The organism is Microbispora sp. CL1-1 (genome assembly GCF_012034195.1).
Classification (GTDB): Bacteria; Actinomycetota; Actinomycetes; order Streptosporangiales; family Streptosporangiaceae; genus Microbispora.
In genome coordinates this window covers 284,565-308,917 of record NZ_JAATEK010000005.1, presented here as the reverse complement: position 1 = coordinate 308,917, position 24,353 = coordinate 284,565, and the positions used below count along the sequence as shown (strand labels likewise).

22 protein-coding genes are annotated in these 24,353 nt (G+C 72.1%); 13 read left to right on the top strand and 9 right to left on the bottom strand.

The window, feature by feature from the left end:
* Positions 1 to 19: 19 nt before the first annotated feature.
* The 5 genes from rpsK (at position 20) to truA (ending at position 3,889) form a co-directional block, all read left to right on the top strand.
* Positions 20 to 424, top strand: a complete 405-nt coding sequence (rpsK, locus tag HCK04_RS09070) for a 30S ribosomal protein S11 (RefSeq protein WP_020542285.1) — start codon at positions 20 to 22, stop codon at positions 422 to 424.
* A 20-nt stretch (positions 425 to 444) separates the two neighbouring features.
* Positions 445 to 1,071 carry a 30S ribosomal protein S4 gene (rpsD, locus tag HCK04_RS09065; protein ID WP_142563118.1) on the top strand — a complete coding sequence of 209 codons (627 nt, stop codon included), beginning with the start codon at positions 445 to 447 and terminating at the stop codon, positions 1,069 to 1,071.
* Between the two features lie 155 nt (positions 1,072 to 1,226).
* On the top strand, positions 1,227 to 2,243 hold the full coding sequence (locus HCK04_RS09060) for a DNA-directed RNA polymerase subunit alpha (RefSeq protein WP_030508347.1): 1,017 nt from the start codon (positions 1,227 to 1,229) through the stop codon (positions 2,241 to 2,243).
* A gap of 145 nt (positions 2,244 to 2,388) precedes the next feature.
* Positions 2,389 to 2,910, top strand: a complete 522-nt coding sequence (gene rplQ / locus HCK04_RS09055; RefSeq protein ID WP_142646716.1) for a 50S ribosomal protein L17 — start codon at positions 2,389 to 2,391, stop codon at positions 2,908 to 2,910.
* Positions 2,911 to 2,998: 88 nt separating this feature from the next.
* Positions 2,999 to 3,889, top strand: coding sequence for a tRNA pseudouridine(38-40) synthase TruA (truA, locus tag HCK04_RS09050; protein ID WP_260617171.1), 891 nt, complete (start codon positions 2,999 to 3,001; stop codon positions 3,887 to 3,889).
* A gap of 63 nt (positions 3,890 to 3,952) precedes the next feature.
* Here truA and HCK04_RS09045 read toward each other — a convergent pair whose 3' ends face one another.
* The 3 genes from HCK04_RS09045 to HCK04_RS09035 form a co-directional block, all read right to left on the bottom strand.
* Complete coding sequence (locus HCK04_RS09045) at positions 3,953 to 7,609, bottom strand: hypothetical protein (RefSeq protein ID WP_168065756.1); 3,657 nt, start codon at positions 7,607 to 7,609, stop codon at positions 3,953 to 3,955.
* Between the two features lie 520 nt (positions 7,610 to 8,129).
* Positions 8,130 to 9,401, bottom strand: a complete 1,272-nt coding sequence (locus HCK04_RS09040; RefSeq protein WP_142646713.1) for a hypothetical protein — start codon at positions 9,399 to 9,401, stop codon at positions 8,130 to 8,132.
* Between the two features lie 41 nt (positions 9,402 to 9,442).
* On the bottom strand, positions 9,443 to 10,171 hold the full coding sequence (locus tag HCK04_RS09035) for a CAP domain-containing protein (protein WP_168065753.1): 729 nt from the start codon (positions 10,169 to 10,171) through the stop codon (positions 9,443 to 9,445).
* A gap of 337 nt (positions 10,172 to 10,508) precedes the next feature.
* Here HCK04_RS09035 and rplM point away from each other — a divergent pair, with 337 nt between their 5' ends.
* The 5 genes from rplM (at position 10,509) to HCK04_RS09010 (ending at position 16,804) form a co-directional block, all read left to right on the top strand.
* Entirely contained in the window at positions 10,509 to 10,952 is a 444-nt protein-coding gene (gene rplM, locus HCK04_RS09030) for a 50S ribosomal protein L13 (protein WP_079316251.1), read from the top strand.
* Between the two features lie 30 nt (positions 10,953 to 10,982).
* The gene (gene rpsI / locus HCK04_RS09025) at positions 10,983 to 11,504 is read left to right on the top strand and encodes a 30S ribosomal protein S9 (protein WP_142646711.1); all 522 of its coding nucleotides are present in this window, start codon (positions 10,983 to 10,985) and stop codon (positions 11,502 to 11,504) included.
* Entirely contained in the window at positions 11,504 to 12,889 is a 1,386-nt protein-coding gene (glmM, locus tag HCK04_RS09020) for a phosphoglucosamine mutase (RefSeq protein ID WP_142646710.1), read from the top strand. Before rpsI ends, glmM begins: the two co-directional genes overlap by 1 nt.
* A gap of 102 nt (positions 12,890 to 12,991) precedes the next feature.
* Positions 12,992 to 15,775: a LuxR family transcriptional regulator gene (locus tag HCK04_RS09015; protein WP_142646709.1), complete on the top strand. Its 2,784-nt coding sequence runs from the start codon at positions 12,992 to 12,994 to the stop codon at positions 15,773 to 15,775.
* 207 nt (positions 15,776 to 15,982) lie between these two features.
* Positions 15,983 to 16,804, top strand: coding sequence for an alpha/beta hydrolase (locus HCK04_RS09010; protein WP_260617175.1), 822 nt, complete (start codon positions 15,983 to 15,985; stop codon positions 16,802 to 16,804).
* A gap of 74 nt (positions 16,805 to 16,878) precedes the next feature.
* Here HCK04_RS09010 and HCK04_RS09005 read toward each other — a convergent pair whose 3' ends face one another.
* A complete protein-coding gene (locus HCK04_RS09005) occupies positions 16,879 to 17,784 on the bottom strand; it encodes an AraC family transcriptional regulator (protein WP_142646707.1) in 906 nt (301 codons plus the stop codon).
* A 147-nt stretch (positions 17,785 to 17,931) separates the two neighbouring features.
* On the opposite strand from HCK04_RS09005, the gene HCK04_RS09000 reads away from it, so the two are divergent.
* Both HCK04_RS09000 and HCK04_RS08995 read left to right on the top strand, forming a co-directional pair.
* A complete protein-coding gene (locus HCK04_RS09000) occupies positions 17,932 to 18,249 on the top strand; it encodes an antibiotic biosynthesis monooxygenase (RefSeq protein ID WP_142646706.1) in 318 nt (105 codons plus the stop codon).
* A gap of 45 nt (positions 18,250 to 18,294) precedes the next feature.
* Positions 18,295 to 19,254, top strand: a complete 960-nt coding sequence (locus tag HCK04_RS08995; protein WP_142646705.1) for an alpha/beta hydrolase — start codon at positions 18,295 to 18,297, stop codon at positions 19,252 to 19,254.
* An 89-nt stretch (positions 19,255 to 19,343) separates the two neighbouring features.
* On the opposite strand, the gene HCK04_RS08990 is transcribed toward HCK04_RS08995, so the two are convergent.
* From HCK04_RS08990 to coaA, 5 genes are all read right to left on the bottom strand, one after another.
* Complete coding sequence (locus HCK04_RS08990; protein WP_142646704.1) at positions 19,344 to 20,060, bottom strand: ABC transporter permease; 717 nt, start codon at positions 20,058 to 20,060, stop codon at positions 19,344 to 19,346.
* A complete protein-coding gene (locus HCK04_RS08985) occupies positions 20,057 to 21,010 on the bottom strand; it encodes an ABC transporter ATP-binding protein (RefSeq protein ID WP_260617170.1) in 954 nt (317 codons plus the stop codon). Before HCK04_RS08985 ends, HCK04_RS08990 begins: the two co-directional genes overlap by 4 nt.
* A complete protein-coding gene (locus HCK04_RS08980) occupies positions 21,007 to 21,873 on the bottom strand; it encodes an ABC transporter permease (RefSeq protein ID WP_142646703.1) in 867 nt (288 codons plus the stop codon). The genes HCK04_RS08985 and HCK04_RS08980 overlap by 4 nt, the downstream gene beginning before the upstream one ends.
* Positions 21,870 to 22,796: an ABC transporter ATP-binding protein gene (locus HCK04_RS08975; protein ID WP_142646702.1), complete on the bottom strand. Its 927-nt coding sequence runs from the start codon at positions 22,794 to 22,796 to the stop codon at positions 21,870 to 21,872. Before HCK04_RS08975 ends, HCK04_RS08980 begins: the two co-directional genes overlap by 4 nt.
* A 120-nt stretch (positions 22,797 to 22,916) precedes the next feature.
* On the bottom strand, positions 22,917 to 23,858 hold the full coding sequence (coaA, locus tag HCK04_RS08970) for a type I pantothenate kinase (protein ID WP_142646701.1): 942 nt from the start codon (positions 23,856 to 23,858) through the stop codon (positions 22,917 to 22,919).
* Between the two features lie 106 nt (positions 23,859 to 23,964).
* Between coaA and HCK04_RS08965 the strand changes: the two genes are divergently transcribed.
* Positions 23,965 to 24,315, top strand: a complete 351-nt coding sequence (locus tag HCK04_RS08965) for a holo-ACP synthase (protein WP_142646700.1) — start codon at positions 23,965 to 23,967, stop codon at positions 24,313 to 24,315.
* Positions 24,316 to 24,353: the final 38 nt, after the last annotated feature.

Here is a 24,353-nt window from a genome sequence, read left to right as displayed (position 1 = left end):
TCCAGGAGTTAGCGCTTCAATGCCGCCGAAGAGCCGCCAGGGCGCACCGAAGAAGGTGCGCCGCAAGGAGAAGAAGAACGTCGCTCACGGGCACGCCCACATCAAGAGCACGTTCAACAACACGATCGTTTCGATCACCGACCCGAACGGGAACGTGATCTCCTGGGCCAGCGCCGGCCACGTCGGGTTCAAGGGCTCCCGTAAGTCCACCCCGTTCGCCGCGCAGATGGCTGCCGAGAACGCCGCCCGCCGCGCCATGGAGCACGGCATGCGCAAGGTCGACGTCTTCGTCAAGGGTCCCGGCTCCGGCCGTGAGACCGCGATCCGTTCGCTGCAGGCGACCGGTCTTGAGGTCGGGTCCATCCAGGACGTGACCCCGGTCCCGCACAACGGCTGCCGTCCGCCCAAGCGCCGTCGCGTCTGAGCTCAGGAGAGTAGAGAGAAATGGCTCGTTACACGGGTCCGGACTGCAAGCTCTGCCGCCGTGAGAAGACCAAGCTCTTCCTCAAGGGCAAGAAGTGCGAGTCCGCCAAGTGCCCCATCGAGATCCGCCCGTACCCGCCGGGTGAGCACGGCCGCGGCCGTCCGAAGGAGTCGGAGTACCAGCTCCAGCTCCGTGAGAAGCAGAAGACCCGCCGCATCTACGGCGTCCTCGAGAAGCAGTTCCACAACTACTACGAGGAAGCCAACCGCAAGGCGGGCAAGACGGGTGAGAACCTGCTCCAGATCCTGGAGAGCCGTCTCGACAACGTGGTCTACCGCGCCGGTTTCGCCGAGTCGCGTGACGCGGCCCGCCAGCAGGTGCGCCACGGCCACTTCCTCGTGAACGGCAAGAAGGTCGACATCCCGTCGTACCGCGTGCGCGAGCACGACATCATCGAGGTCCGCGAGAAGTCGCGCAACCTGCTTCCGTACGAGGTGGCCCGCGCGACCGCCGGCGACAAGACCGTCCCGGCCTGGCTGGGCGTCTCAGCCGAGAACATGCGCATCCTCGTGCACCAGCTCCCGGTCCGCCAGCAGATCGACACGCTGGTCCAGGAGCAGCTGATCGTCGAGCTCTACTCCAAGTAGTAGAGCCCCGGCACTTCATGACGCCGTACGGCCGGTACACTCCCGGCCGTACGGCATCATGGTTGTAGGCGAGCGGCGTCAAATAGCGGGCGTCGCCGTAACCCAGGGACCTCCCGTCCAGCGTGGCGGGGCCGTCCCGGATCCAGGAGATCCTGATGCTCATCGCACAGCGCCCGAGCCTCCAGGAGGAGTCGCTCGAGGAGCACCGGTCCAGGTTCATCATCGAGCCGCTCGAGCCGGGCTTCGGCTACACCATCGGCAACTCGCTGCGGCGCACGCTGCTGTCCTCCATCCCGGGGGCGGCGGTCACCAGCATCCGCATCGAGGGCGTGCTCCACGAGTTCTCGACCGTGCCCGGGGTCAAGGAAGACGTCACCGACATCATCCTGAACCTCAAGTCGCTGGTCGTCTCGTCCGAGCACGACGAGCCCGTGGTGATGTACCTGCGCAAGCAGGGCCCGGGTGAGGTCACCGCCGCCGACATCGCGCCTCCGGCCGGTGTCGAGGTGCACAACCCCGACCTGCACATCGCCACGCTGAACGGCAAGGCGAAGCTGGAGATGGAGCTGACCGTCGAGCGCGGCCGCGGCTACGTCTCCGCCGCCCAGAACAAGCAGCCTGGCCAGGAGATCGGCCGGATTCCGATCGACTCGATCTACTCTCCGGTCCTCAAGGTCACCTACAAGGTCGAGGCCACCCGTGTCGAGCAGCGCACGGACTTCGACCGCCTGATCCTCGACGTCGAGACCAAGCCGTCCATGAAGCCCCGCGACGCGGTGGCCTCGGCCGGCAAGACCCTGGTCGAGCTGTTCGGCCTGGCCCGTGAGCTCAACGTCGAGGCCGAGGGCATCGACATCGGCCCGTCGCCGACGGACGCGGCTCTCGCGGCCGACCTGGCGCTGCCGATCGAGGAGCTCAACCTCACCGTCCGTTCGTACAACTGCCTCAAGCGCGAGGGCATCCACACCGTGGGTGAGCTCGTCGCCCGCAGCGAGCAGGACCTGCTGGACATCCGCAACTTCGGCGCCAAGTCGATCGAAGAGGTCAAGCAGAAGCTGCACGAGATGGGCCTGGCTCTCAAGGACTCCCCGCCCGGGTTCGACCCCTCCGCCGTCGCCGGCGGCGGGTACGACGACGAGGACGGCGGGTTCATCGAGACCGAGCAGTACTGATCCGTCTCCGCGCAGCGGCACCACCGTCTCGTGCCGCCCGTCCAGGGCGGCATGAGACGGCGATGACAAGTCACGACCGGTACGCCGGTCGGCCCGACCCCGGTACCTGACACGGCCGGAGCGGGTTATCCATGAGGAGCATGAAATGCCCAAGCCCACCAAGGGCGCCCGTCTCGGTGGCAGCCCGTCCCACGAGCGGCTGATCCTGGCGAACCTCGCCACGGCGCTGTTCCAGAACGGCCGGATCACCACCACCGAGGCCAAGGCCAGGCGTCTCCGCCCGCTCGCGGAGAAGCTGATCACCAAGGCGAAGAAGGGCGACATCCACAACCGTCGCCAGGTGCTGACGGTCGTCCGCGACAAGGGCGTCGTCCACCACCTCTTCACCGAGATCGCCCCGACGTACGCCGAGCGTCCCGGTGGCTACACCCGGATCACCAAGCTCGGCCCGCGTAAGGGCGACGCCGCTCCGATGGCGGTCATCGAGCTGGTCACCGAGCAGCTGAACCCGGTCAGGGTCTCCCGTACGGCTCCGGCCGCCGAGGCCGCGCCGGCCGCTCCGGCCGCCGCCGAGGCCGAGGAGACGCCGGCGGCGCAGGACGAGGCCGCCGAGAGCACCACCGCCGAGGCCGCTCCGGCGGAGGGCGACAAGAAGGACGAGGCCTGATCCCAGGCTCTGTGAGCGGGCTCAGTTTCCCTTCCGGGGGATGCTGGGCCCGCTCTTCGTTTCTCCGAGGCACCGCACGAGGGATGGCGTGGAGCGAGAACTGCGGCTGAGACTGGACCTGGGCTACGACGGCACGGACTTCTCCGGCTGGGCGCGCCAGCCGGGGCGGCGGACCGTGCAGGGGGAGATCGAGGACGCGCTGGGCCGTGTCCTGCGGCTGGAGACCCCGCCGTCGCTCACCGTCGCGGGCCGCACCGACGCGGGCGTCCACGCGAGGGGGCAGGTGGCGCACGTCGACGTCCCGCTCGCGGCGCTGGCCGCTGCCTCGTCCGGGCGTGCCCCCGCCCCCGAGGATCCGGAACGGGCATGGGAGGAGCGCGGCGCTGAGTGGCTCGCTGCGCTGACGAGGCGGCTGGCCGGTGTGCTGCCCCTCGACGTGCGGGTGCACGCCGTCAGCGTGGCGCCCGAGGGCTTCGACGCCCGGTTCTCCGCGCTCTCGCGCCGGTACGGCTATCGCGTCTGCGACGCCCCGGGCGGGGTGGACCCGCTGCGGCGGCGCGAGGTGCTGTGGTACGCCCGGCCGCTCGACGTGGACCTGCTCAACGCGGCGGCCGCCCGTCTGCTGGGCGAGCACGACTTCGCCGCCTTCTGCCGCAAGCGTGAGGGCGCCACCACCATCCGCGAACTGCAGCGGCTCGACTGGGTCAGGGGCGAGGACGGGATCCTCCTCGCCACCGTGGTCGCCGACGCGTTCTGCCACTCGATGGTCCGGGCGCTGGTCGGCTCGCTGCTGACCGTGGGGGAGGGCAGGCGGCCCGTCGAGTGGCCCGCCGAGGTGCTGGCGAGAGCCGTACGGGACTCGGGCGTGCACGTCGCGCCCGCGCACGGTCTCACGCTCGAGGAGGTGCGCTATCCCGGGCCGGAGGAGCTGGCACGCCGGGCCGCCGCAACCCGCCGCGTGCGCACCCTGAGCACCTGACGCCGCGCCAGATCGGGGCTGTGGCGGCGCGCGGCCTCTCGCGGAGGCCGCGCGCCGGGATCGTCAGCGTGAGGCGCGCTTCTCGATCACCTTCGCCATGTGGTCGCGGAAGGCGCCGCTGATCGGCCCGAGGTTCTTGTCGTTCGCGTCCGGGGTGTGCCCGTCGGTGTAGGTGGCGTAGCTGAACACGATGTAGCGCCCCCACACCATGCCCGCGGCGTAGCCGCCGGAGATCGACACCTTGTCCGCCCGGCTCTTCTTGTCGCCGTCGAGGCCGCGGAACCAGACGTTCGCGTTGAGATCCTTGGCCTGGTCGACGGCGAGGGCCTCGGTCTTGCCCGGCAGCACGGCGATGCCCGTGGTCACGGCGTACTGGCGCTTGCTGTCCACGAAGGTCGCCCGGAGCACCCTGCGGCACTGCTGCTCGGCGAGGGCCTGCGCGAACGCGCCCGTCGCCGCCTTCCCGCAGTCGTCGGTCACGTTCATCGTGACCCTGCGGTACGTCCGGCCCGCCAGCGTCACCTTCTCGTCCGGGAACGCCTCCGTCGGCTTCAGGGTCTTGGGGTCGGTCTGCTCGGAGTCGAGGATCGTGGAGGAGACCGTGGAAGTCGGCGTCGGCTCCTCGGTGGCGGTCGGGGCGGCGGTGGTGGCGGCCGGCGTGGGCGCGGCCTGGCTGCCGTCAGGCTCGCCCGAGTAGGCGAAGTAGGCCGCGGTGCCGATCGCCCCCACGACGACCACTGCGCCGGCGGCCATCAGGATCCGCTTGATCTTCCCGCCGGACGGGGGAGAGCCGGCGGTGCCCAGCCGTGCCGGGAGGTTGCCCTCGGAGCCGCCGGGGGTGGAGGGGTCGGGCCCGAATCCGGGTGGAGGCGTCGGCTTGCCCGCCTTGGCCGGGGTCACCGGCGTGAACGCGAACGGGGTCTCACCGGTCGGCTGCGAGGGCGAACCGGTCGTGGGAGAGGTTGTCGCCATCTGTCCTGAACTGGGGTCGGGGGAGTCCGCCCCGTCGGTGCCATCGCTCGCGGACGGACCCGGGGGCGGCGTGTCGGATGGCGCCGCGCCCGAGGGCACGGCGGATGGCGGGACATCCGAGGGGGACGTCGCGGACGGCGACGGGGACGGTGACTGAGACGCGGTCTGACCCTGTGTCTCGTCCTGTCTCCCCAGTGGTGTCCCGTACGGTGCGCTGTCCTGCGCCTGACCAGGCGCGATCGATGTCTGTGTGGGTGCTGGGAACGGTTCCTCGGGCTGCGGTGCGGGCAGCGGCTGTGTCGTCGTGTCGTGGGCCGGGTGCTGCGGTTCGGTGATCGGAGCGGTCTGTCCGGAGGGCACGAGGGCATGGCCGGGTTCGTGCGGTGTGCCGGGCAGCGGCAACCCCTCGATGGGGGTCACCGCGGCGGCGATCTCGGCCCCGAAGGCCGCGGGCGGCCCGGCGATCGGCGCCGTGTGATCCGATGCCGCATGATTCGGTGCTGCGTGATTCGGTGCCGCGTGATTCGGTGCTGCGTGATCCGGTGCTGCGTGATCCGGTGCCGCGTGATGCTGCGCGGGGGGATACGACGCGTCCGCGGGAGCGTCCTGCCCCGAGCCGCCCCGTGCGGACTGTCCTGGTCCTTCGGCGGACGAGCCGCCGTCGGCCTGCGTGTCGGCCTGCATGTCGGCAGGGCGTGCCGGGTCCGCGGGTGATCCTGTGTGCTCTGCCGCGGCGGAGGGATCCGGCCCGGTGGTTCGGTCGGGTGCGATGGCGTGGTCGGGTGCGGTGGTGTGCTCGGGAGCGCTGTGGCGGCCGGACGGGGTGGGCAGGTCGGGCACGGTGGTCTGGTGGGATGCCGTGGTCTGGTGAGATGCCGTGGTCTGGCCGGACGCCCTGGACTGGTCGGACGCTGTGGACTGGTCGGGCGTGCCGGTGGGAGCGAGCGCGTCGCCAGGTGCGTCGCCCGGCTCGCTCGTGCCCGCACCGTCGCCGGACGCGCCCTCGGACGCCTGCACTATGGCGGGCTCCTCCTGGTAGGCGTGCGTCGGCGGCCAGGAGGTGCCCGCGGGCAGCTCGCCCTGCGGGTACGGCTCGCCCGGCAGCCGTGGCGGCCACACGGGCACGTCTCCGGGCTCCCCGGGACGGACCGCCTCCGGGGGCACGGCTCCCTGCCCGTACGCCTCCGGATACGGGGCGAACTCCGGGGCGGGCTGCGGCGCGTACTGCTGCCCGTATTGGGGCCCATACTGCGGCCCGTGCTGGGGCCCGTGCTGGGGTGCGTACTCGGGCCCGGACTGCGGCGGGGCGGCGGGCGGATACCCCTGGTGGGGAGCGGGAGCCTGATGCCAGCCGTCCCCGCCGGACGGCTGCCCCGGGGCGGGTCCCCACTCCGGGAACGTCGGCACGCCGGGCTGGGCGGCCCAGGGTCCGCCAGTGTTCTGCTGATCCGGCCCGTACGACCCCGGTGCCGGAGGAGGGCCGCCGGGCTGCTGCCAGGCGGGAGGCCCGGCCGGGCCCTGCCACGCCCCGCCGTGAGATCCCTCGTCGTACGGCGAGGGGGACGCGCCGAAGGCACCGGGACCGGCCGGTGCGCCACCCGGCGGGGCCTGCCACGGGGCGGGGCCGGTGTCACCCGTCCCGGCCGGGGCGGGGCCCTGCGGCCACTGCGACTCGTTGCCCGAGTAAGGCCAGGAGGTGACGCCGCCAGGCTGCATGCCGGGCTGGGGACCGGGTTGGGGACCAGGCTGCGTGCCGGGATCGCCGACGGGGGCGGGCCACATCTGCGGGGCTCCCGCGGAGGGCGGCTCCTGCTGCCACGACTGCGGGGCCGAACCAGGCGGAGGCGGGATCGGGCCCGGCGGGGCCGGCTGCCAGGCCGGTGTTCCGGGGCCGTGCGGAGGCCACGGCTGCGCTCCCGGATCGGCCTGCGCCTGCCACGCCGGGTTGGGCCCCTCCATGGGCGGCTGCCACGCCGCAGGGTTCGCCCCATCTGCGGGCGGCTGCCAGGAGTGCGCCCCGGGGCCGTGGGCGGGCTGCTGCGGGCCCGGAGGCGGGGGAAGCTGCGGGTACGCCGGGCCGCCCGCGCCCGGTGCGGGTTGCCAGGACGGCTGCGCGGGCTGCCAGGACGCGGCGTCCGGGCCCTGTGCGTGCTGCGGGTGCTGGTGGTCCCACTGCGCGGCGTTGGGGTCGGCCGGTGGCTGCCACGGGTTGCCCTGGTTCTCGGGTTGCCAGGAGGGTCCGCCGGGGCCGAGCGCGGGTGGCTGCGGGTTGGCGGCGTTCGGGTCGGCCGGAGGCTGCCACGGGGACGTGGCCGGAGCCGGGGGCTGCCAGGCAGGCGGGCCATACCCGGGGTGTCCCTGGGCGCCCTGGCCGGGCTGCTGCGGCTCGCCGGGACCGGGCTGCTGCCACGCGTGGATGCCCTGGCCTTCAGGCTGCTGCCAGGTGGGCGTGCCGGCGCCATAAGCGGGCTGCGGAGGAACGGCGCCATAGCCGGCACCGTCAGCGGCGCCGTAGCCGACACCCTGGTCGGCTCCCTGGCCGGCGCGGTGATCGGCTCCTTGATCGGCTCCGGAGTGCGGCTCACCGGGTGCGGGCAGGGCGAGGGCCTCGTCGCCGGGGCGGCGCGGCACGGGAAGGTTCCCGGCGTCGCCTGACACCCCGGTGTCCCCCGAAACTCCCGCGTTCCCCGGCAGGTTCTCGCTCCCGGGCGTTCCGGCGCTCCCGGAGACCCCGTAGCCACCCGGCATGCCCTCGCTCCCGGGCGTTCCGGCGTCTCCCGACACTCCGTGGCCGCCCGGCGTTCCGGCATCGCCGGGCACAGCGGCGTTTCCGGGGGCGGCGGGCGGCGGGCCGTACGCTGGGACGGCCCTGAACCTGTTCGTGCTCTCCGGGTCGTCGTCAGACGATTGCGGCGCCCCGAGACCGCCGGGTAGCCCGAACCTGGTCGGGTAGGACACTTCCGTCGTCCGGTCCGCCGCACCCACGGCGTCCGGGGCCCAGGCCGTGCCGTCGTCCGCCGCGGGCTGACCGAACCTGGGCGGCGGGGTCTGCCCGAAGCTCGGAGGTGGCGTCGGAGATGTCGCCGAGCCTTCGGCGTCCGCCTCGGGGCGGGCCCGCGCCGTTTCGTGCTCGTGCCCGGAACCGGAATCCTTGCCACGCATAGCCGGAAGCGTAACGGCGCGGGCGCGATCGGCGTGCCCCTATGGGCGTTTCGGTCCGTGCCGCCCCAGCTCGCCCACCGGCCTTCACCTCAGCGAACGCCTGGCCTCAGCTGGGGCCACCGTTCAGCGAACGAGTGTCGAGGGCAGGGAAAACAGTCGCGTCGGTGACGTCCACCGCTGCCTGGTAGAGCCGTTTCAGCTCGTTCTTGGCCGGCTTGTGGCCATCCTTGAACTGGAACCAGAGCAGCACCGCGTAGTGGCCGTGGGTCCAGCCGCCCGCGTACGCCTCGCCGGTGCCGAGGTGCTTGGTGGCCTCGTCCTTGCCCGGCAGCGGCTTGAGGTAGTCCTTGCGCTCGCCGCCGCCTCCGGCCGAGGCGACCTTCTTCGCCGTGGCGGACGTCTTGAGGTTGGCGACGCCCACGGTGCCGATGACCACGCCCTTGGAGTCGGCGAAGCTCGCCCGCAGCAGCTGCGTGCATGCGCCCGCCTTGAGCGCCTTGGTGATTTTGTCGCCCGTGACGCCGTCCGCACATTTTTTCTCCTTGCGGTACGCCGTGCGGACGTATGAACGCTTGTTCTTGACGAATTTGCCCTTCGCGAACAGTTCCCGGAGCGACAGCGGGGTTTTGTCGGTCGTCCGTGAGGCGGTGTAGCCGAACTTGCCGGGGGGTCCCTCGGAGACGAGCGGTTTCGTGGGGCGGACGGTGGGCGTCGGGGCGGCGACCGGCGGCTTCTCGTTGCGCGCGGCGTACCACAGACCGGTGAACAACGCCCCGATCATGAGCAGCAGGGCGAGGCCGAGCGCCCAGGGGCGACGCCACCATGGGCCCTTCGCGTCCGGATCCCACACCGGCTCCGGCGGCGGAGGCATCCGCGACGCCGCCCGCTGCCGCCGCGCGTCCGTGTCCGCGCCGCCCGCCTGACCGCCCGAGGAGGCCGCGTACGCGCCCGAGGGGGACGCGTACGGGTCGGTGGAAGACGCGTACGGCCCGGTCGGCGCCGCGTACGGCCCGGACGCGAGCTCCTCCGCACGCTGGGGGCCCTCCTGCTCGTAGGCCCCGGCGTACGGCGGCTGCTCGGGCTGCTGCTGGTACCCCTGTTGCTGGTACGCCTGCTGCGGATGGCCCTGCTGCGGATGGCCCTGGTAAGGCGCCTGCTCACGTGCGTACGGCGACCGCTCGCGCTCGTATGGAGACTGCTCGCGGGCATACGGCGACGGCTCGCGCTGGTATGGCGGCTGCCCCCCGCCGTAAGGGGGCGCGTCGCGACGGCCGGCGAGGGGCGCGTCGTCCCCGCCGGAGTACGGCGGCAGGTCTCGCCTGCGGGGATCCGGGGGATGATGCGGCGGAGGTGGTTGCTGGTCGCCGGGGTAACCCATGGCGCTGAGATTAGTCGGCGATCTGGACAGATGAGGAAGGGTCAGGAATACCCGAAGTCCTCGGTCCACCACGGACCGCCCTCGCCCGTGCTCACGCCGACCCCCGTCGCGACCAGGCGGCAGTCGAGCAGCGTGGAGCGGTCGCTGCGCCCGGCCATCCAGCCGCGTACGACCGCCTCGGCGGTCTGGTAGCCCCTGGCGATCGTCTCGGCCCCGCCGTCGGAGTAGCCCGCCGCGCCCATGCGCTCCCAGGGGGAGGCGCCGCCGGGAGAGCTGTGCCGGAACAGCTTGCTCGACGCCATCTCGTCCGAGTGCGCGCGGGCGGACTCCACCAGGCGCGGGTCCACGCGCAGGGGCCGGCAGCCGTGCTTGCGGCGCTCGGCGTTGACCAGGCGCACGACCTCGGCCTCCATCGAGGCGTACTGCATCGAGTCGGCGTCGTACGCGTCGCCGCCGCCGCCGTCGTTTCCGGGTGTGATGACGGTGTGCCGCGAGCCGCTGCCGTAGCCGTCGATCAGGTTGGAGGGCGGCTTCTCCTTCCGGGGGCGGCGCTGCGGCTCCTCCCGGGGGGCGGTCGGAGTCGTGGTGTGCAGCACGTGGTCGAGAGTGGGCCGCTCGCGCGGCACCGCGCCCGCCGCGTTCACGCTCAGCGACGGAGACGGCTCCGTCTCGCGCAGATAGACGTCTTCGAGCGCGCTCGATCTGGCGCTCATTCTGCCGATCACGACGCCGGTGAGCAGGATGGCCACCGCGCACGCCAGCAGACCCATCTGAGTCCCCCGCAGGGGGCCACGGAAGGTGTGTTTTTTGTAAGGGGTCTGCCACATACCGCAGTCAAATATAGAGATCCGCGCCATGGGGAAGAAGAGGCTAATGGGTATGGATTTGATGAACGTTCAAATGAGGCGTTCCAATCCCGCGTGCCCCTTGCTGTTTTGACCAGGCGGCATCGGGTCGGTAGTCTGCTAGTTCGTTGTGTGTGGATCGGTCTGTCCGCAGACCGGTGCACGGCGCGTCCGGCGTCTTCTCCCGTACATGTGGAGACGGAGGTTGTCGCCGTGCCTGCGCAACCTACCGAGAGTTCACATTCCGACAGAAGGCACTGCCGTGCGCACGTTCTCACCGAAGCCCAACGACGTCGAACGTCAGTGGTACGTCATCGACGCGACCGACGTCGTGCTCGGCCGGCTGGCCAGCCAGGTGGCGACCCTGCTCCGCGGGAAGCACAAGCCGATCTTCGCTCCGCATGTCGACACGGGTGACTTCGTCATCGTCATCAACGCCGACAAGATCGCCCTGAGCGGCAACAAGCTCGAGCAGAAGAAGGCGTACCGCCACTCGGGTTACCCCGGCGGTCTGCGCTCCGTCAGCTACGGCGAGCTCATGGAGAAGCGTCCGGACCGGGCCGTCGAGAAGGCCGTCCGTGGCATGCTTCCCAAGAACGCCCTGGGCCGGAAGATGGCCAAGAAGCTCAAGGTCTACGCCGGCGCCGAGCACCCGCACCAGGCCCAGCAGCCGGTGCCCTTCCAGATCACCCAGATCGCCCAGTAATCGCGAGCCAGGAAAGTTAAGAGGAGAACCGTGGCCGAGCCCACCGGTATCGAGACGCTCGTCGAGGGCGAGCCGGAAGACTACTCCTCGGAGGAGTTCCCCTCCGAGTACACCACCGAGTCGGCCCCTGCCGGCGAGGGCGCCGTGCGCAAGCCCGTCACCACGGGCAACTCGTACGGCACCGGCCGCCGCAAGGAGGCCATCGCCCGTGTCCGCATCGTGCCGGGCACCGGCAAGTGGACGATCAACGGCCGCTCGCTGGACAGCTACTTCCCGAACAAGGTCCACCAGCAGCTGATCAACGAGCCGTTCGTCGTGCTCGGCGCCGAGGACGCGTTCGACGTCATCGCCCGCATCGACGGCGGCGGCGTGACCGGCCAGGCCGGTGCGCTGCGCATGGGCCTGTCCCGCGCGCTCGCCGCTCTGGACGCCGAGGTCAACCGCCCGCCGCTGAAGAAGGCCGGCTTCCTCACCCGTGACGCCCGCGCCACGGAGCGGAAGAAGTACGGCCTCAAGAAGGCCCGTAAGGCTCCGCAGTACAGCAAGCGTTAATGTCGCGGAACCCCGTGGGCGCCCCCTCCCGGGGGCGCCTCTTCGGCACCGACGGGGTACGTGGGGTCGCCGGGCGCGACCTCACCGCGGAGCTGGCCATGGACCTGTCCGTGGCCGCCGCGCACGTGCTCGGCGACGCCGGGGCGTTCCACGCCAGCGTCGGGCGGCGCGGCCGCCCGATCGCCGTCGTAGGCCGGGACCCGCGGGCTTCAGGAGAGTTCCTGGAGGCCGCCGTGGTCGCCGGCCTCGCGTCGTCTGGTGTGGACGTGCTGCGGCTCGGCGTGCTGCCCACCCCCGCGGTCGCGTACCTGACCAACGCGCTGGGAGCCGACCTCGGCGTCATGCTCTCCGCGTCGCACAACCCCGCGCCGGACAACGGCATCAAGTTCTTCAGCCGGGGCGGCTACAAGCTGCCCGACGCGGTGGAGAACGAGATCGAGCAGCGGCTCGGGGAGGAGTGGGACCGCCCGGTCGGCGCGTCCGTCGGCCGGGTCCGTGAGGCGTACGGCGAGGCCGACCGATACGTCTCCCACCTGCTCACCACGCTGCCCCACCGCCTCGACGGGCTGCGGGTCGTCGTCGACTGCGCGCACGGCGCGGCGCACATGGTCGCCCCGGAGGCGCTGCTGCGCGCCGGAGCGGTCGTGGAGACCATCGGCGCCGCCCCTGACGGGCTGAACATCAACGACGGTGTGGGCTCGACCCATCTGGCCGCCCTGCGGGAGGCCGTCGTCGGAAGCGGCGCCGACCTCGGCATCGCCTACGACGGCGACGCCGACCGCTGCCTCGCGGTCACCGGTGCGGGCGAGGAGGTCGACGGCGACCAGATCATGGCGATCCTGGCGCTGTCGATGCAGGCCGACGGCCGCCTCGCCAAGGACACGGTCGTCGCGACGGTCATGTCCAACCTGGGGTTCAAGCTCGCCCTCAGAGAGGCAGGCCTGACCGTGGTGGAGACCGCGGTCGGCGACCGGTATGTCCTGGAGGCGATGCAGGACGGCGGCTACACGCTCGGCGGCGAGCAGTCCGGTCACGTGATCATGCTGGACCACGCCACGACCGGGGACGGCCTGCTGACCTCGCTCCACCTGATGGCCGAGGTGGCCCGGCAGGGCCGTTCCCTCGCCGACCTCGCGTCGGTGATGACGAAGCTGCCGCAGGTGCTCGTCAACGTCAGGGACGTGGCCAAGGCGAAGGCCTCCGACCCCGCGCTGCGGGCGGCCGTGGCCGAGGCGGAGGCCGAGCTCGGGGAGACCGGCCGCGTGCTGATCCGCCCGAGCGGCACCGAGCCGATGATCCGGGTCATGGTCGAGGCCGCGTCGCACGACCAGGCCAAGGCCGTGGCCGATCGCCTCGCGGACGTCGTCCGTACGGTCTGCGTCTGACGCGCGTCACCAGCCGACAAGGAACCCCGCCGGGTGCGTGCCCGGCGGGGTTCCTTATTGGAAGCGCTTCTCAATTGCGTAATGTGCGCGTAACACTGATTTATGTCTTATCTGACCGGTGTTCCGACGGGGGCGTTAAGGGGGCGTGACAAGGAGTCGGACGCGCTGCGCGCGCTCGTGGACCGGGCCGGGGCCGGTGCGGGCGGGTGCCTGCTCCTCCTCGGCGGCCCGGGCACGGGCAAGACCGCGCTGCTCGATCTCGCCGCCGCGTACGCGGCCGGCGAAACCCCGCACGGGTTCCTCGTGCTCCGCACCCAGGGGGTGAGAGGCGAGACCCACCTGCCGTACGCCGGGCTGCACGCCCTGCTCCACCCGATCGCGGATCGGCTGGACACGACGGCGGCCGACATGCGGATGCTCGCCGAGGCGCTGCGCGCCGGCGTCGCCCCGGGCGGCCTGGCGCTGCCCGCCGCGCTGCTGCGGCTCCTGCGGACCGCCGGGCGCCCGGTGCTGGTGTGCGCCGACGATCTCCAGTGGCTCGACGCCCCCAGCCGGGAGGCGATCTGTTTCGTGGCCCGCCGGGCCGTCGCGGCGCCCGTCGCGGTGCTGCTCGCCTCCGGGGAGCCCGGCACGGCCCCCGGCGACCTGCCGCCGCTGCCGCTCGCGCCCCTCGACGAGCGGGCGTCCTGCCAGGTGCTCGACGACCTCGTGCCCGACGGGCTCCCGGGCGACCTGCGTACGGCGCTGGTGCGGGCGGCCCGGGGCAACCCGCTCGCGCTGGCCGAGCTCGCCGGCTCGCTGACCGACGCGCACCGCACGGGCACGGCGCCGCCGCCCGAGACGCCGCCGCGCGGCGGACGGCTGTGGCGGGCGTACGCCGACCGGCTCCGCGGCCTGCCCGCCGACACGGCCGACCTCGTCCTGCTTATCGCGGCCGATCCCGGCATCGACGCCGCCACGCTGGTGCGCGCCGCGGAGTCGCGGTGCGGGCTCGCGCCCCTGGAGGCGGCGGAGACCGCGGGCGTCGTCGCCGAGACTCCGGAAGGCGGCTTCGACCTCGCCGACCCGATCCTGCGGCACGTCGCGTACGCCGAGGCGTCCCTCGCCCGGCGGCGGGCCGCACACCGCCTGCTGGCACGCCTCTACAACGGTGTTTCCGGCGGGGAGCACCAGCGGCTGCGGCGGGCCTGGCACCGCGCCGCCGCACTCGACGGGCCCGCCGACCACCTGGCGGAAGACCTCGTACGCGCGCTCGCGGCGGCGCCGAAGGCGGCGGCGAAGGCGACGGCGTTTCCCGAGCCGTTCCGCGTCCTCGAACGGGCGGCCGAGCTCACCGGGCACGGCGAGGCCAAGGCCGCACGGCTGGCCGCGGCCGCCCGGCACGCCTGGCAGGCCGGGCAGCCGCAGCGGGCGAGGTCGCTGCTGTCCCGGATCGACACGCTCGGGGCGGGGGTCGAGGTGCGCGGTCACGCCGAACTCGTCAGGGGCAGCCTGGAGCTGCGCGCCGGCACGACCGACAGCGCCTGCGACACGCTGCTCGCCGCCGCGGAGCGGCTGCTGCGCACCGACCGCGAGCAGGCCGTACGCGCGCTCGTCCGGGCGGGCGAGGCGAGCTACCTGGCGGGGGACAACCGCCGGTTCCTGGCGATCGCACGCCGGGCCGAGACCCTGCGGCGGCCCGACGACGACCACGTCACGCGCCTGGCGCTGGAGTATCTCGCGGGCATGGCCGCCACCTTCCGGGGCCGCCACCGTGAGGCGACCGCCTCGCTGCGCCGCGTCGTCACCGGCGTGACGGCGCCGCCCTCGGCCGGCAGCCCTTCGGCGCTCGTGTGGGGCGGCGTGGCGCACCTTCTGCTCGGCAACGGCGCCGACGCGCTCAGGCTGGCGTCCCGGGCGGTCGAGATGGCGCGCGCTCACGGCGCGGTCGCCAGCATGCCGCAGATGCTGGAGATCCTGATCCAGGCCCAGCTCTGGAGCGGCCGTTATGACGCGGTCGCGGCCAACGCCATGGACGGCCTGCGCCTGGCGCAGGAGACGGGCCGGGCCACCAGCGGCGCGCAGCATCTCGCCTGGCTCGCGTTCACCGCCGCCGTCGCGGGCGACGAGGAGACCTGCGTCCTGCGGGCGGCGCGGGCCGTCGAACTGGCCGCCGCCCACGGCGTCAGCGTGGCCGAGGCGCTCGGCACGCTGGCCCTGGCCCATCTGGACGTCGCGGCGAACCGCCACGCCGACGCCGTGAACCGGCTGCGCACGGTCGCCCGTACGGGTGACCCCCTCGTCGTGCGGGTGATGGCGACGCCGCTGCTCGTCGAGAGCGCCGTACGCACCGGAGACATCGCGCAGGCGAGGGACGCGCTGGTCATGCTGGACCGCTGGGCCGACAGCACCCGCGACCCCGACCGGCTGGCGCTGGCGGCCCGGTGCCACGCGCTGCTCGCGCCCCCGGCCGAGGCGGGGGAGCGCTTCTCCGAGGCGCTCGAACTGCACCGTCAGGGGGCGTGCGCGTTCGAGACCGCGCGCACGCGGCTGCTGTACGGCGGCATGCTCAGGCGGTCGCGCCGCCCCGGCGCGGCCCGCGAGCACCTGCACGGCGCCCTGGAGACGTTCGAGCGGTACGGCGCCCGCCTGTGGAGCGAGCACGCCCGCGCGGAGCTGCGCGCGGCCGGGGAGTCGGTGCGGCCGTCGGCGTCCCGCTCGGAGGCAGGCCGGCTGCTCACGGCTCAGCAGTTCCAGATCGCCACCCTGGTGGCGGAGGGCGCGACGAACCGCGAGGTGGCGGCCCGGCTGTTCATCAGCCCGCGCACCGTGGAGCACCACCTGCGCAACATCTTCGCCAGGCTCGGCGTGCGCTCCCGGGTCGAGCTGACCCGCCTCCTGTCGTGAGGCGGGCGGGTATCGGCGACCGGTGATTTCACCGATGCGCGTGCGGCGTCGGCGGCGCGACAGTGACGACGGTCAAACCGCTCGCGGGAACGGGCCCGTGTGGCCGTTCCCACTCCTCCCCCCAAGGAGTGCACCGACGTGCCGACACACTCCCCAACCCTGCTTCTGCGACGCCTGTCCTCCGCGGTCACGACGCTGGCGCTCGTCGTGCTGCTCGCACTGGCCGGCGGTCTCCTCACCGCTCCCGCCGCCCACGCCGCCGTACACGGCCCCGACCCCACCGACGCGCTGCTGGAGGCGTCGCGCGGGCCGTACACGACCGCGCAGGTCGACGTGTCGTCGCTGCTCGTGAGCGGTTTCGGCGGCGGGACCATCTACTATCCGACCACCACGTCCGAGGGGACGTTCGGCGGCGTGGCCATCGCCCCCGGTTACACGGCCGACAAGTCGAGCCTCGCGTGGCTGGCCGCCCGGCTCGCCTCGCACGGCTTCGTGGTGTTCAACATCGACACGCTGACCCGGCTCGACCAGCCCGACAGCCGGGGCAGGCAGCTGCTCGCGGCCCTCGACTACCTGACTGAGCGCAGCTCGGTCCGCGGCCGGGTGGACGCGAGCAGGCTCGGCGTGATGGGCCACTCGATGGGCGGCGGCGGCACGCTGGAGGCCGTGGACGACCGGCCGTCGCTGCGGGCCGCGGTGCCGCTGACGCCGTGGAACCTCGACAAGACCTGGCCGGGCGTGCAGACCCCGACGCTGATCATCGGCGCGGACAACGACACGGTCGCGCCGGTCTCCTCGCACGCGGTGCCCTTCTACACCAGCCTGCCGTCCTCGCTCGACAAGGCATATCTGGAACTGAACAACGCCACCCACTTCGCGCCGAACACGACCAACACCACCATCGGCAAGTACGCCGTGGCCTGGATGAAGCGGTTCGTGGACGACGACACCCGCTATGACCGGTTCCTCTGCCCGGGCCCGAGCCGTGGTCTGACCGTGGAGGAATACCGCAGCACCTGCCCGTTCTGACGTCTCCCCGGCGTCTCTCCGGCGTACGGACGGCCGCCCGTTCACGGCGGTCGTCCGTACGCCGCTGACTGCTGTCAGGGCAGGACGCCGGCGGGAGTGCGGACGCTCTGCCGCAGGCGGGCGGCGTCCTGGCTCGGCGGCGCGCCGAACTGACGGCGGTATTCCCGGCTGAACTGCGACGGGTTGTCGTAGCCCACGCGGTGGCCGACTCCGATGACGTCGCCCGGGTGGGTGGCGAGCAGCAGCCGGGCCTCCTGCAGCCGGATCTGCTTTTGGAACTGGATGGGGCTCATCGCGGTCACCGCGTGGAAGTTGCGGTAGAAGGCGGAGACGCTCATGCCGGACAGCCGTGCGAGGTCCTCGACGCGGAACGACCGGGCGTAGTGCTCGCGGATCCAGCGCACGGCCCGCGAGATGTGGCTGAGGCCGCTGTCGGCGAGGCCGAGCTGGCGCACCGTCGCGCCCTGCTCGCCGGTGATCACGCGCCACAGGATCTCGCGCTTGACCAGCGGGGCGAGCACGGCCCGGTCGCGCGGCTCGTCGAGCAGGCGCAGCAGCCGGACCACCGCGTCGAGCAGCGGAGCCGGGGCGTCGGTGACGGTGATCCCCGGCGCCGCGCCTCCGCTCGTGAGGGGAGTGTCACCGGGCGCGGCCTGCAGCAGCAGCTCGGCTACGGCGGACGGTTCCAGGACGAGACCGAAGCCCAGCGCAGGACGTTCGGGGTCCGCCTGGGTGAACTGCCCGGTCACCGGCAGATCGACCGAGGCGACCAGATACTGTCCGGCGCCGTACTCGAAGATCCGGTCGCCGAGCGCGAGGCGTTTGGCGCCCTGGGCGATGACCGCCAGCACGGTGCCGGACATCGAGGGCGCCGGCGGGTCCGACCTGTCGACCTTCGAGACGAGCACGCCGTCGATGGCGGTGGTCCCGTCGGGCCGGGCATGCCGCGCCAGCAGGGTGCGGAGCTCTTCGAGGCACATGCGGCCATTGCAGCACGATTCCGGGCCCGCGTTCCCGAACGCGAGAGGATCGTGCAAATAGCGGCGAGCATCATTCTAACGTTTCCGCAGGTCAAACCGATTTAATGGGATCAGCTCACTCCACCGATGAGAAACACGAGGGAATCAATGACCGTCACCTACGGCTTCGCCGCGACCCTGACCGCCAGGCCCGGCATGGGCGACCTGCTGGTCGACGTGCTGCTGACCGGCCTTGACGAGGGCAGCCCCGCCGCGAGCGAGCACTGCGTCGTCTATCTGGTCTCCCGCTCCGCCTCCGACCCCGAGGTCGTCCACGTCATCGAGGGCTGGACCAGCGAGGAGGACCACCACCGGGTCTTCGCCGGCGAGGCCGCCCAGGCCATCGTTGCGCGGATCGGCGAGCTGCTGGCCAAGGAGTCGGAATATGCCGACCACGTCCCGGTGCGCGGCAAGGCCGCCTTCTGACCCGGCCGGCCACCCGGCGACCCTCCCCTCTGAAAGGCAGTGACCATGACCCCCGTACGCCCCGCCCTGGACCCCCAACTGCGTGACCTGCTGGCCGAGATGCCCCTCATGTCGCAGCTCGACGCCGAAGTGCTCGCGCACCTGCGCCGGCTTCCGGCGGCCCCCGTCGACTCCCTCCTCGCAGACCGGCGGGTCGACCGGCGCGAGGTCACCGTGCCCGCCCCGGACGGCGCCCCGATCGCCCTTTCGATCTTCAGTCCGGAGAACGCCGCCGACGCGCCCTGCGTCTACTGGATGCACGGGGGCGGGATGGTCATGGGCGACCGCTTCTCGCAGATCGACATCCCGCTGGAGTGGCTCGACCGGTTCGGCGCGGTCGTGGTCTCCGTCGAATATCGGCTCGCCCCGGAGGCCACCGGCACAACCCTCGTCGACGACTGCTACCAGGGCCTGCTCTGGGTCGCCGAGCACGCCGCCGAGCTCGGCGTCGATCCCGCCAGGATCGTCGTCGCGGGCGCCAGCGCGGGCGGCGGCCTCGCCGCGGGCGTCACGCTGCTGGCCCGCGACCGCGGCACCCCGCTTATCGCCGTGCAGGTGCTGATCTGCCCCATGCTCGACCACCGCAACACCAGCACGTCGAGCCGCCAGTTCTCCGGCGTGCCCGGCGTCTGGACCCGTGAGATGAACGAGTTCGGCTGGCGGTCCGTCCTCGGCGGCCGCACCGGCGACGAGGTGCCCCCGTACGTCTCGCCCGCGCTGGCGGACGACCTGTCGGGCCTGCCGGCCACCTACATCGACACCGGCTCCGCCGAGGTCTTCCGCGACGAGGACGCCGACTACGCCACCCGCATCTGGGCGGCCGGGGGTCAGGCCGAGCTCCACGTCTGGGCGGGCGGCTTCCACGGATTCGACGCCCTCTTTCCGCAGGCGCGGATCTCGGCCACGGCCCGCCGTACGCGCACCGAGTGGCTCGCCCGCGTCCTGTCCCCCGACGCCACCGCATGACGCCGCCGAGCAGACGGTTATTCGGCCTACGCGGCCCAGAACATCGACGTGTCGGGCGGGCTTCGACCTCTGGAAACCTCTGGACCCGATCAGTCGTCGCCGGTCAGGGAGAGGGAGCGCAGGCGCTGACCGGTCCAGACGACCGCGCCGATCGTGACGATGACCATCGCCGGTACGGCGAAGCCGAGCGTCACCTCGGTGGAGAAGAAGGGCGAGGAGGAGACCTGGTCGGCGAGCGACTGGGCCCACTGCTGGATGGAGAACTTCCGGGCGCCTGGCACGTAGCCGCCGACCACGCCCTCCCACACGAGGGCGTAGATGACGCCGACCGTGACCGCGTGGCGGGTGAGCACGCCCAGCAGCAGGAACACCGCGGCGTACGCGATGCCGCCGAACAGCGCTCCGAGGGCGAAGCCGCTCGCGACGCCCGACTCCGAGCCGACCAGGAGATACGCGGAGGCGTAGGTCGAGACGGCCGCGAGCACCGCGATGAGGGAGGCCGCGACCACGAACTTCGTCACCGCGATCACCGGGCGGGAGATCGGCTTGGCCAGCAGGTGGATGATCGTGCCGTCCTCGATCTCCGGTGCGATCACGCCCGTCCCGGCGATCAGCCCGAGCAGCGGCAGCATCGTGCCGATCGCGAAGCTTTTCATCAGCAGCACGGCCGTCTGCTCGTCCTGGCCGTTCACCACCCTGAGCAGCGCGGCGAGCGCGACCAGCGCCACCGGCAGCAGGATCAGCAGCCAGATCCGCTTGCGCCCGAGCATGGCCCGGTAGGTGATGTCCGCCACCACCGTGTTCATCGAGAGCTCCCGGAGATGAGGTAGGAGAAGACGCTTTCCAGGTCCTCGTCGGTGGGGGAGACCTGCCACAGGTGTACGGCGAGATCGCGCGCCATCCGCGGCAGCAGCGCGGTGAAGCGCGCGTAGTCGGTCACCTGGACCTCGACGCCCTGCTCGGTCAGCGAGACCGCGCTGGAGGAGGGGTCGGCGATGAGCGCGGCGGCCAGGCGCCGGTCGTCGCTCGACCTGACCCGGAACAGGTGCGGCCGGTCGGCCATGCGGCGCCGGATCTCGCGGTAGTCGCCCGACGCGGCGTGTCGCCCGGCGACCAGGACCTCGATGTGGTGGGCCACCCGCTCGACCTCTTCGAGGATGTGCGAGCTGAACAGGATCGTCCGGCCCTCCTCGCCCATGCGGCGTACGAGGTCCATGAGGTGGAGCCGCTGCCGGGGGTCCATGCCGTTGAACGGCTCGTCCAGCAGCAGCACCTGGGGGTCGTGGACGAGGGCGGCGGCGACCTTGACGCGCTGCCGCATGCCCTTCGAGTAGGTCTCGATGCGGCGGCCGGCGGCGTCCGTCATCTCCACCAGGTCGAGGGCCCGTTCGGCCGCGTCGGCGGGCGAGGGCAGGCCGTGCAGCCGGGCCGACGACAGCACGAACTGCCACCCGGTGAGGAAGCCGTAGACGGCCTCCTTCTCGGGCACCAGGCCGATCCGCCGGTAGATCTCGTGGTTGTGCCAGATGCGCCCGCCGTCGAGGGTCGCCGTGCCGCTGGACGGCGCGAGGAACCCGGCCATCATGTGCAGCAGCGTCGACTTGCCCGCGCCGTTCGGCCCGAGCAGGCCGGTGACGCCGGGTCCGATGGTCATCGTGACGTCGTTGACCGCCACGACGTTGCCATACCAGCGGGACACCTGGGCGAGTTCGAGCACGCCCTGGCGGGTGGTCACGGGAGAGCTTGTGGTGGTCACGACGCCGCCTTCCGGTAGCGCAGGAGAACGCCCGTCACGGCCACGGCGATCACGGCCAGCAGGATCAGGCACGTCGCGATGCCGGGCGGAGCCGACTCCGTGTTGACGGGCGTGGTGCCGAACAGGGCCGACTGGGCGTAGTCGACGAGGAAGAACGGGTTGAGCAGCAGGGCCCACCCGGCGAGATCGTCGCGTCCCGACGAGATCAGCACGCCGGCGAAGATCCCGGAGACGGCCGCGGTGAACATGTAGAACGCGATCACCGACGCGACGCCGAGACCGCGGCGCGGGGTGAACGACGCCAGGGCGATGCCCACGGACGACAGCAGAACCGCGTGGAGGACCGCGCCGCCCAGCGCGCCGAGATAGTCGGCGGTGTGCGGCGGGCCGGGCATGTCGACCAGGAGCTCGCCGACGAACTCGATCGTCAGCGGCACGGCCAGCAGCCCGAACAGCGCGACCGCCAGCGCGGCCAGCTTCGCCAGCACGTAGTCGGTCACGGTCAGCGGGCGGGACAGATACAGCGGCAGCACGCGGAAGCGCAGGTCCGGCGCGACCAGGTACGGCGACTGCGCGGCCAGGAAGACCGCGATCACCGCCTGCATGAAGACGGCGTAGTTCGGATAGGGCATGACGAACTGCTTGGCGAGCGCCATCACGCCGATCGACACCACGGTCGGCATCAGCATGATCGCGGTCAGCAGCAGCGGCATGATCTTGGCGCGGACCGTGCGGCCGAGCCCGAACACGCCGCGCAGGCTCTGCACGCCGAGGGCGAGCGTCGCCCTGCCACGCCCCAGCCGTACGCCGTCGTAGTGGCGGTATCCGATGTCGTGGATGACCGCGGTCGGCTCTGTCGTCATGCCACCGGCTCCTTGAACACGTCCTCGATGCGGCCCCGGCGCTGCTCCAGCCGCAGGAGGCTGAGGCCGAGGTCGCAGACGGCGTCGCGTACGGCGTCGTAGGTGCGGCCGGGGTCGTCCGCGGAGACCTGGACCGTGATCAGCCTGCCCTGCGTGACGACCGTCTCGCCGCCGGCGGTCAGGCGCTCGGCCAGCCGCTGCTGCCCCTCCTCGACCTCCACCGCGATGGTCTGCTCGGCCCGGGTGAACTCCCGGATCGCCGAGGAGCGCAGCAGCCGCCCGCCGTCGATCACGATGACGTGGTCGCACACCCGCTCAAGCTCGCCGAGCAGATGGGAGGTGACCAGCACGCTGATGCCGAACTCGGTGCCGATGCGCCGGATCAGCGTGAGCATGTCGTCGCGGCCCTGCGGGTCGAGCCCGTTGGTGGGCTCGTCGAGGAAGACCAGCTTCGGGTCGTGGACGAGGGCCTGGGCGAGCTTGACCCGCTGCCGCATGCCTGTGGAGTAGCCGCCCATCGGGCGGTAGCGCTCCTCGTCCAGCCCCACGTGGCGCAGGGTGTCGGCGGCGCGCTCGCGGGCGGCCGTACGCGGCAGCCCGGACATCTGGGCCATGTGCACCACGAACTCGGTCGCGGACATGTCCGGCGGCAGGCAGTCGTGCTCGGGCATGTAGCCGACGGCGCGCCGGATCTCCAGGCCCTGGGTGGCCGTGTCGAAGCCGAGCACCGAGGCACGCCCGGAGGTCGGAGGAAGCAGGCCGAGCAGGATCTTGATCAGCGTCGACTTGCCCGCGCCGTTGGCGCCCACCAGGCCGGTCACGCCGGTGCCGGCGGCGACCGTGAGGTCGTCGAGCGCCGTGACGCGGGGGAAACGCTTGGTCAGCCCCTCGGTCGCGAAGCATGGAGTCGCGCTCGCTGTCATGATCCGACCCTACTGGGCTGGGCGTTCGCCGGGCCTCCGCCTGATGGAGGAACCCGCCTACGTCTCAGGTATGCCTCTCACGCCCTTCCGAAGACCGCCGCCGTACCGGGGGCATCCGGCTCAGGTTCTGCGCAGCCGCACCCGTGTGACGGAGTGGTCGGGGCCCTTGTGCAGGATCAGGCCGGCCCGGCGGCGGGTGGGGGCGATGTTCTCCACCAGGTTGCGTTCGTTGATGTCACGCCACACGTTCTCGGCGAACGTGGTCGCCTCCTCGTACGACAGCGCCGCGATGTGCCGGAAGTAGGACTTCGGGTCGGAGAAGGCCGTGCGGCGCAGCTTGTGGAAGCGCTCCACATACCAGGTGCGGATGTCCTCTATCCGGGCGTCCACGTAGATGGAGAAGTCGAAGTAGTCGTAGACCGCCAGGGCGTCCGGCGGCGCGGGCTGCAGGACGTTGAGGCCCTCGACGATGAGGATGTCCGGCCGGTCCACCGTATGTGCCGCGCCGGGCACGATGTCGTACTCCAGATGGCTGTAGACGGGTGCCTCCACCGCGTGGCGGCCCGCCTTCACGTCGGCCACGAAGCTCACCAGCGCCCGCCGGTCGTAGCTCTCCGGGAAGCCCTTGCGGTGCATGATCCCGCGCTCTTCCAGGACCTTGTTGGGGTAGAGGAAGCTGTCGGTGGTGATCAGGTCGACCCGGGGGTGCTCGGGCCAGCGGGCGAGCAGCGCGTGCAGCAGGCGCGCCGTGGTCGACTTGCCGACCGCGACGCTGCCCGCGATGCCCAGCACGTACGGCGGGGGCGCGTCCTGCTCGCCGAGGAACGCGCCGACGGCCGCGCCGCGCTGCCGCGAACCGGTGAAGTGCAGGTTCAGCAGCCGGGTCAGCGGCAGGTAGATGTCGGTGACCTCGGACAGGTCGATCGGGTCGTGGACGCCGCGCAGTTCTTCCAGCTCCGCCTCTGTGAGCGTGAGCGGTGTGTTCTTACGCAGGTCACGCCACTGCTCCCGGCTCAGCTCGACGTACGCGTCCCCATCTGCCACGACGGCAAGCGTAGCCATGGCCTTCGCCCGCGCCCATCCGGGGTCGTGCACAGCCTGTGGACAGAAATCGATGGATTACTCCGGCGCGCGACGGGGAACAACAACTGGCCCGTACGCTGGCGGTGTGATCGTGGGCATCGGGGTGGACGTGGTCGAGGTGGCGCGCCTGGGCGCGGCCCTGGAGCGCACGCCCGCGCTGCGAAAGCGCCTGTTCACCGATGCCGAGGGCGCGCTGCCGCTGGAGTCGCTGGCCGCGCGGTTCGCCGCGAAGGAGGCCGTGGCCAAGGCCCTCGGGGCGCCGCCGGGCCTGCGGCACCTCGACGCGGAGATCGTGCGCGGCGCGCAGGGCAGGCCGGAGCTGCGGATCACGGGCCGGGCCGCCGAGGTGGCCCGCGACCTCGGCGTAGGCAGATGGCACGTCTCGCTGTCGCACGACGGCGGCATGGCGGTCGCCTACGTCGTCGCCGAGTCCTGAGCGCACGCCTTTCACAGAGTGGCACGCCCGGCCGCCGC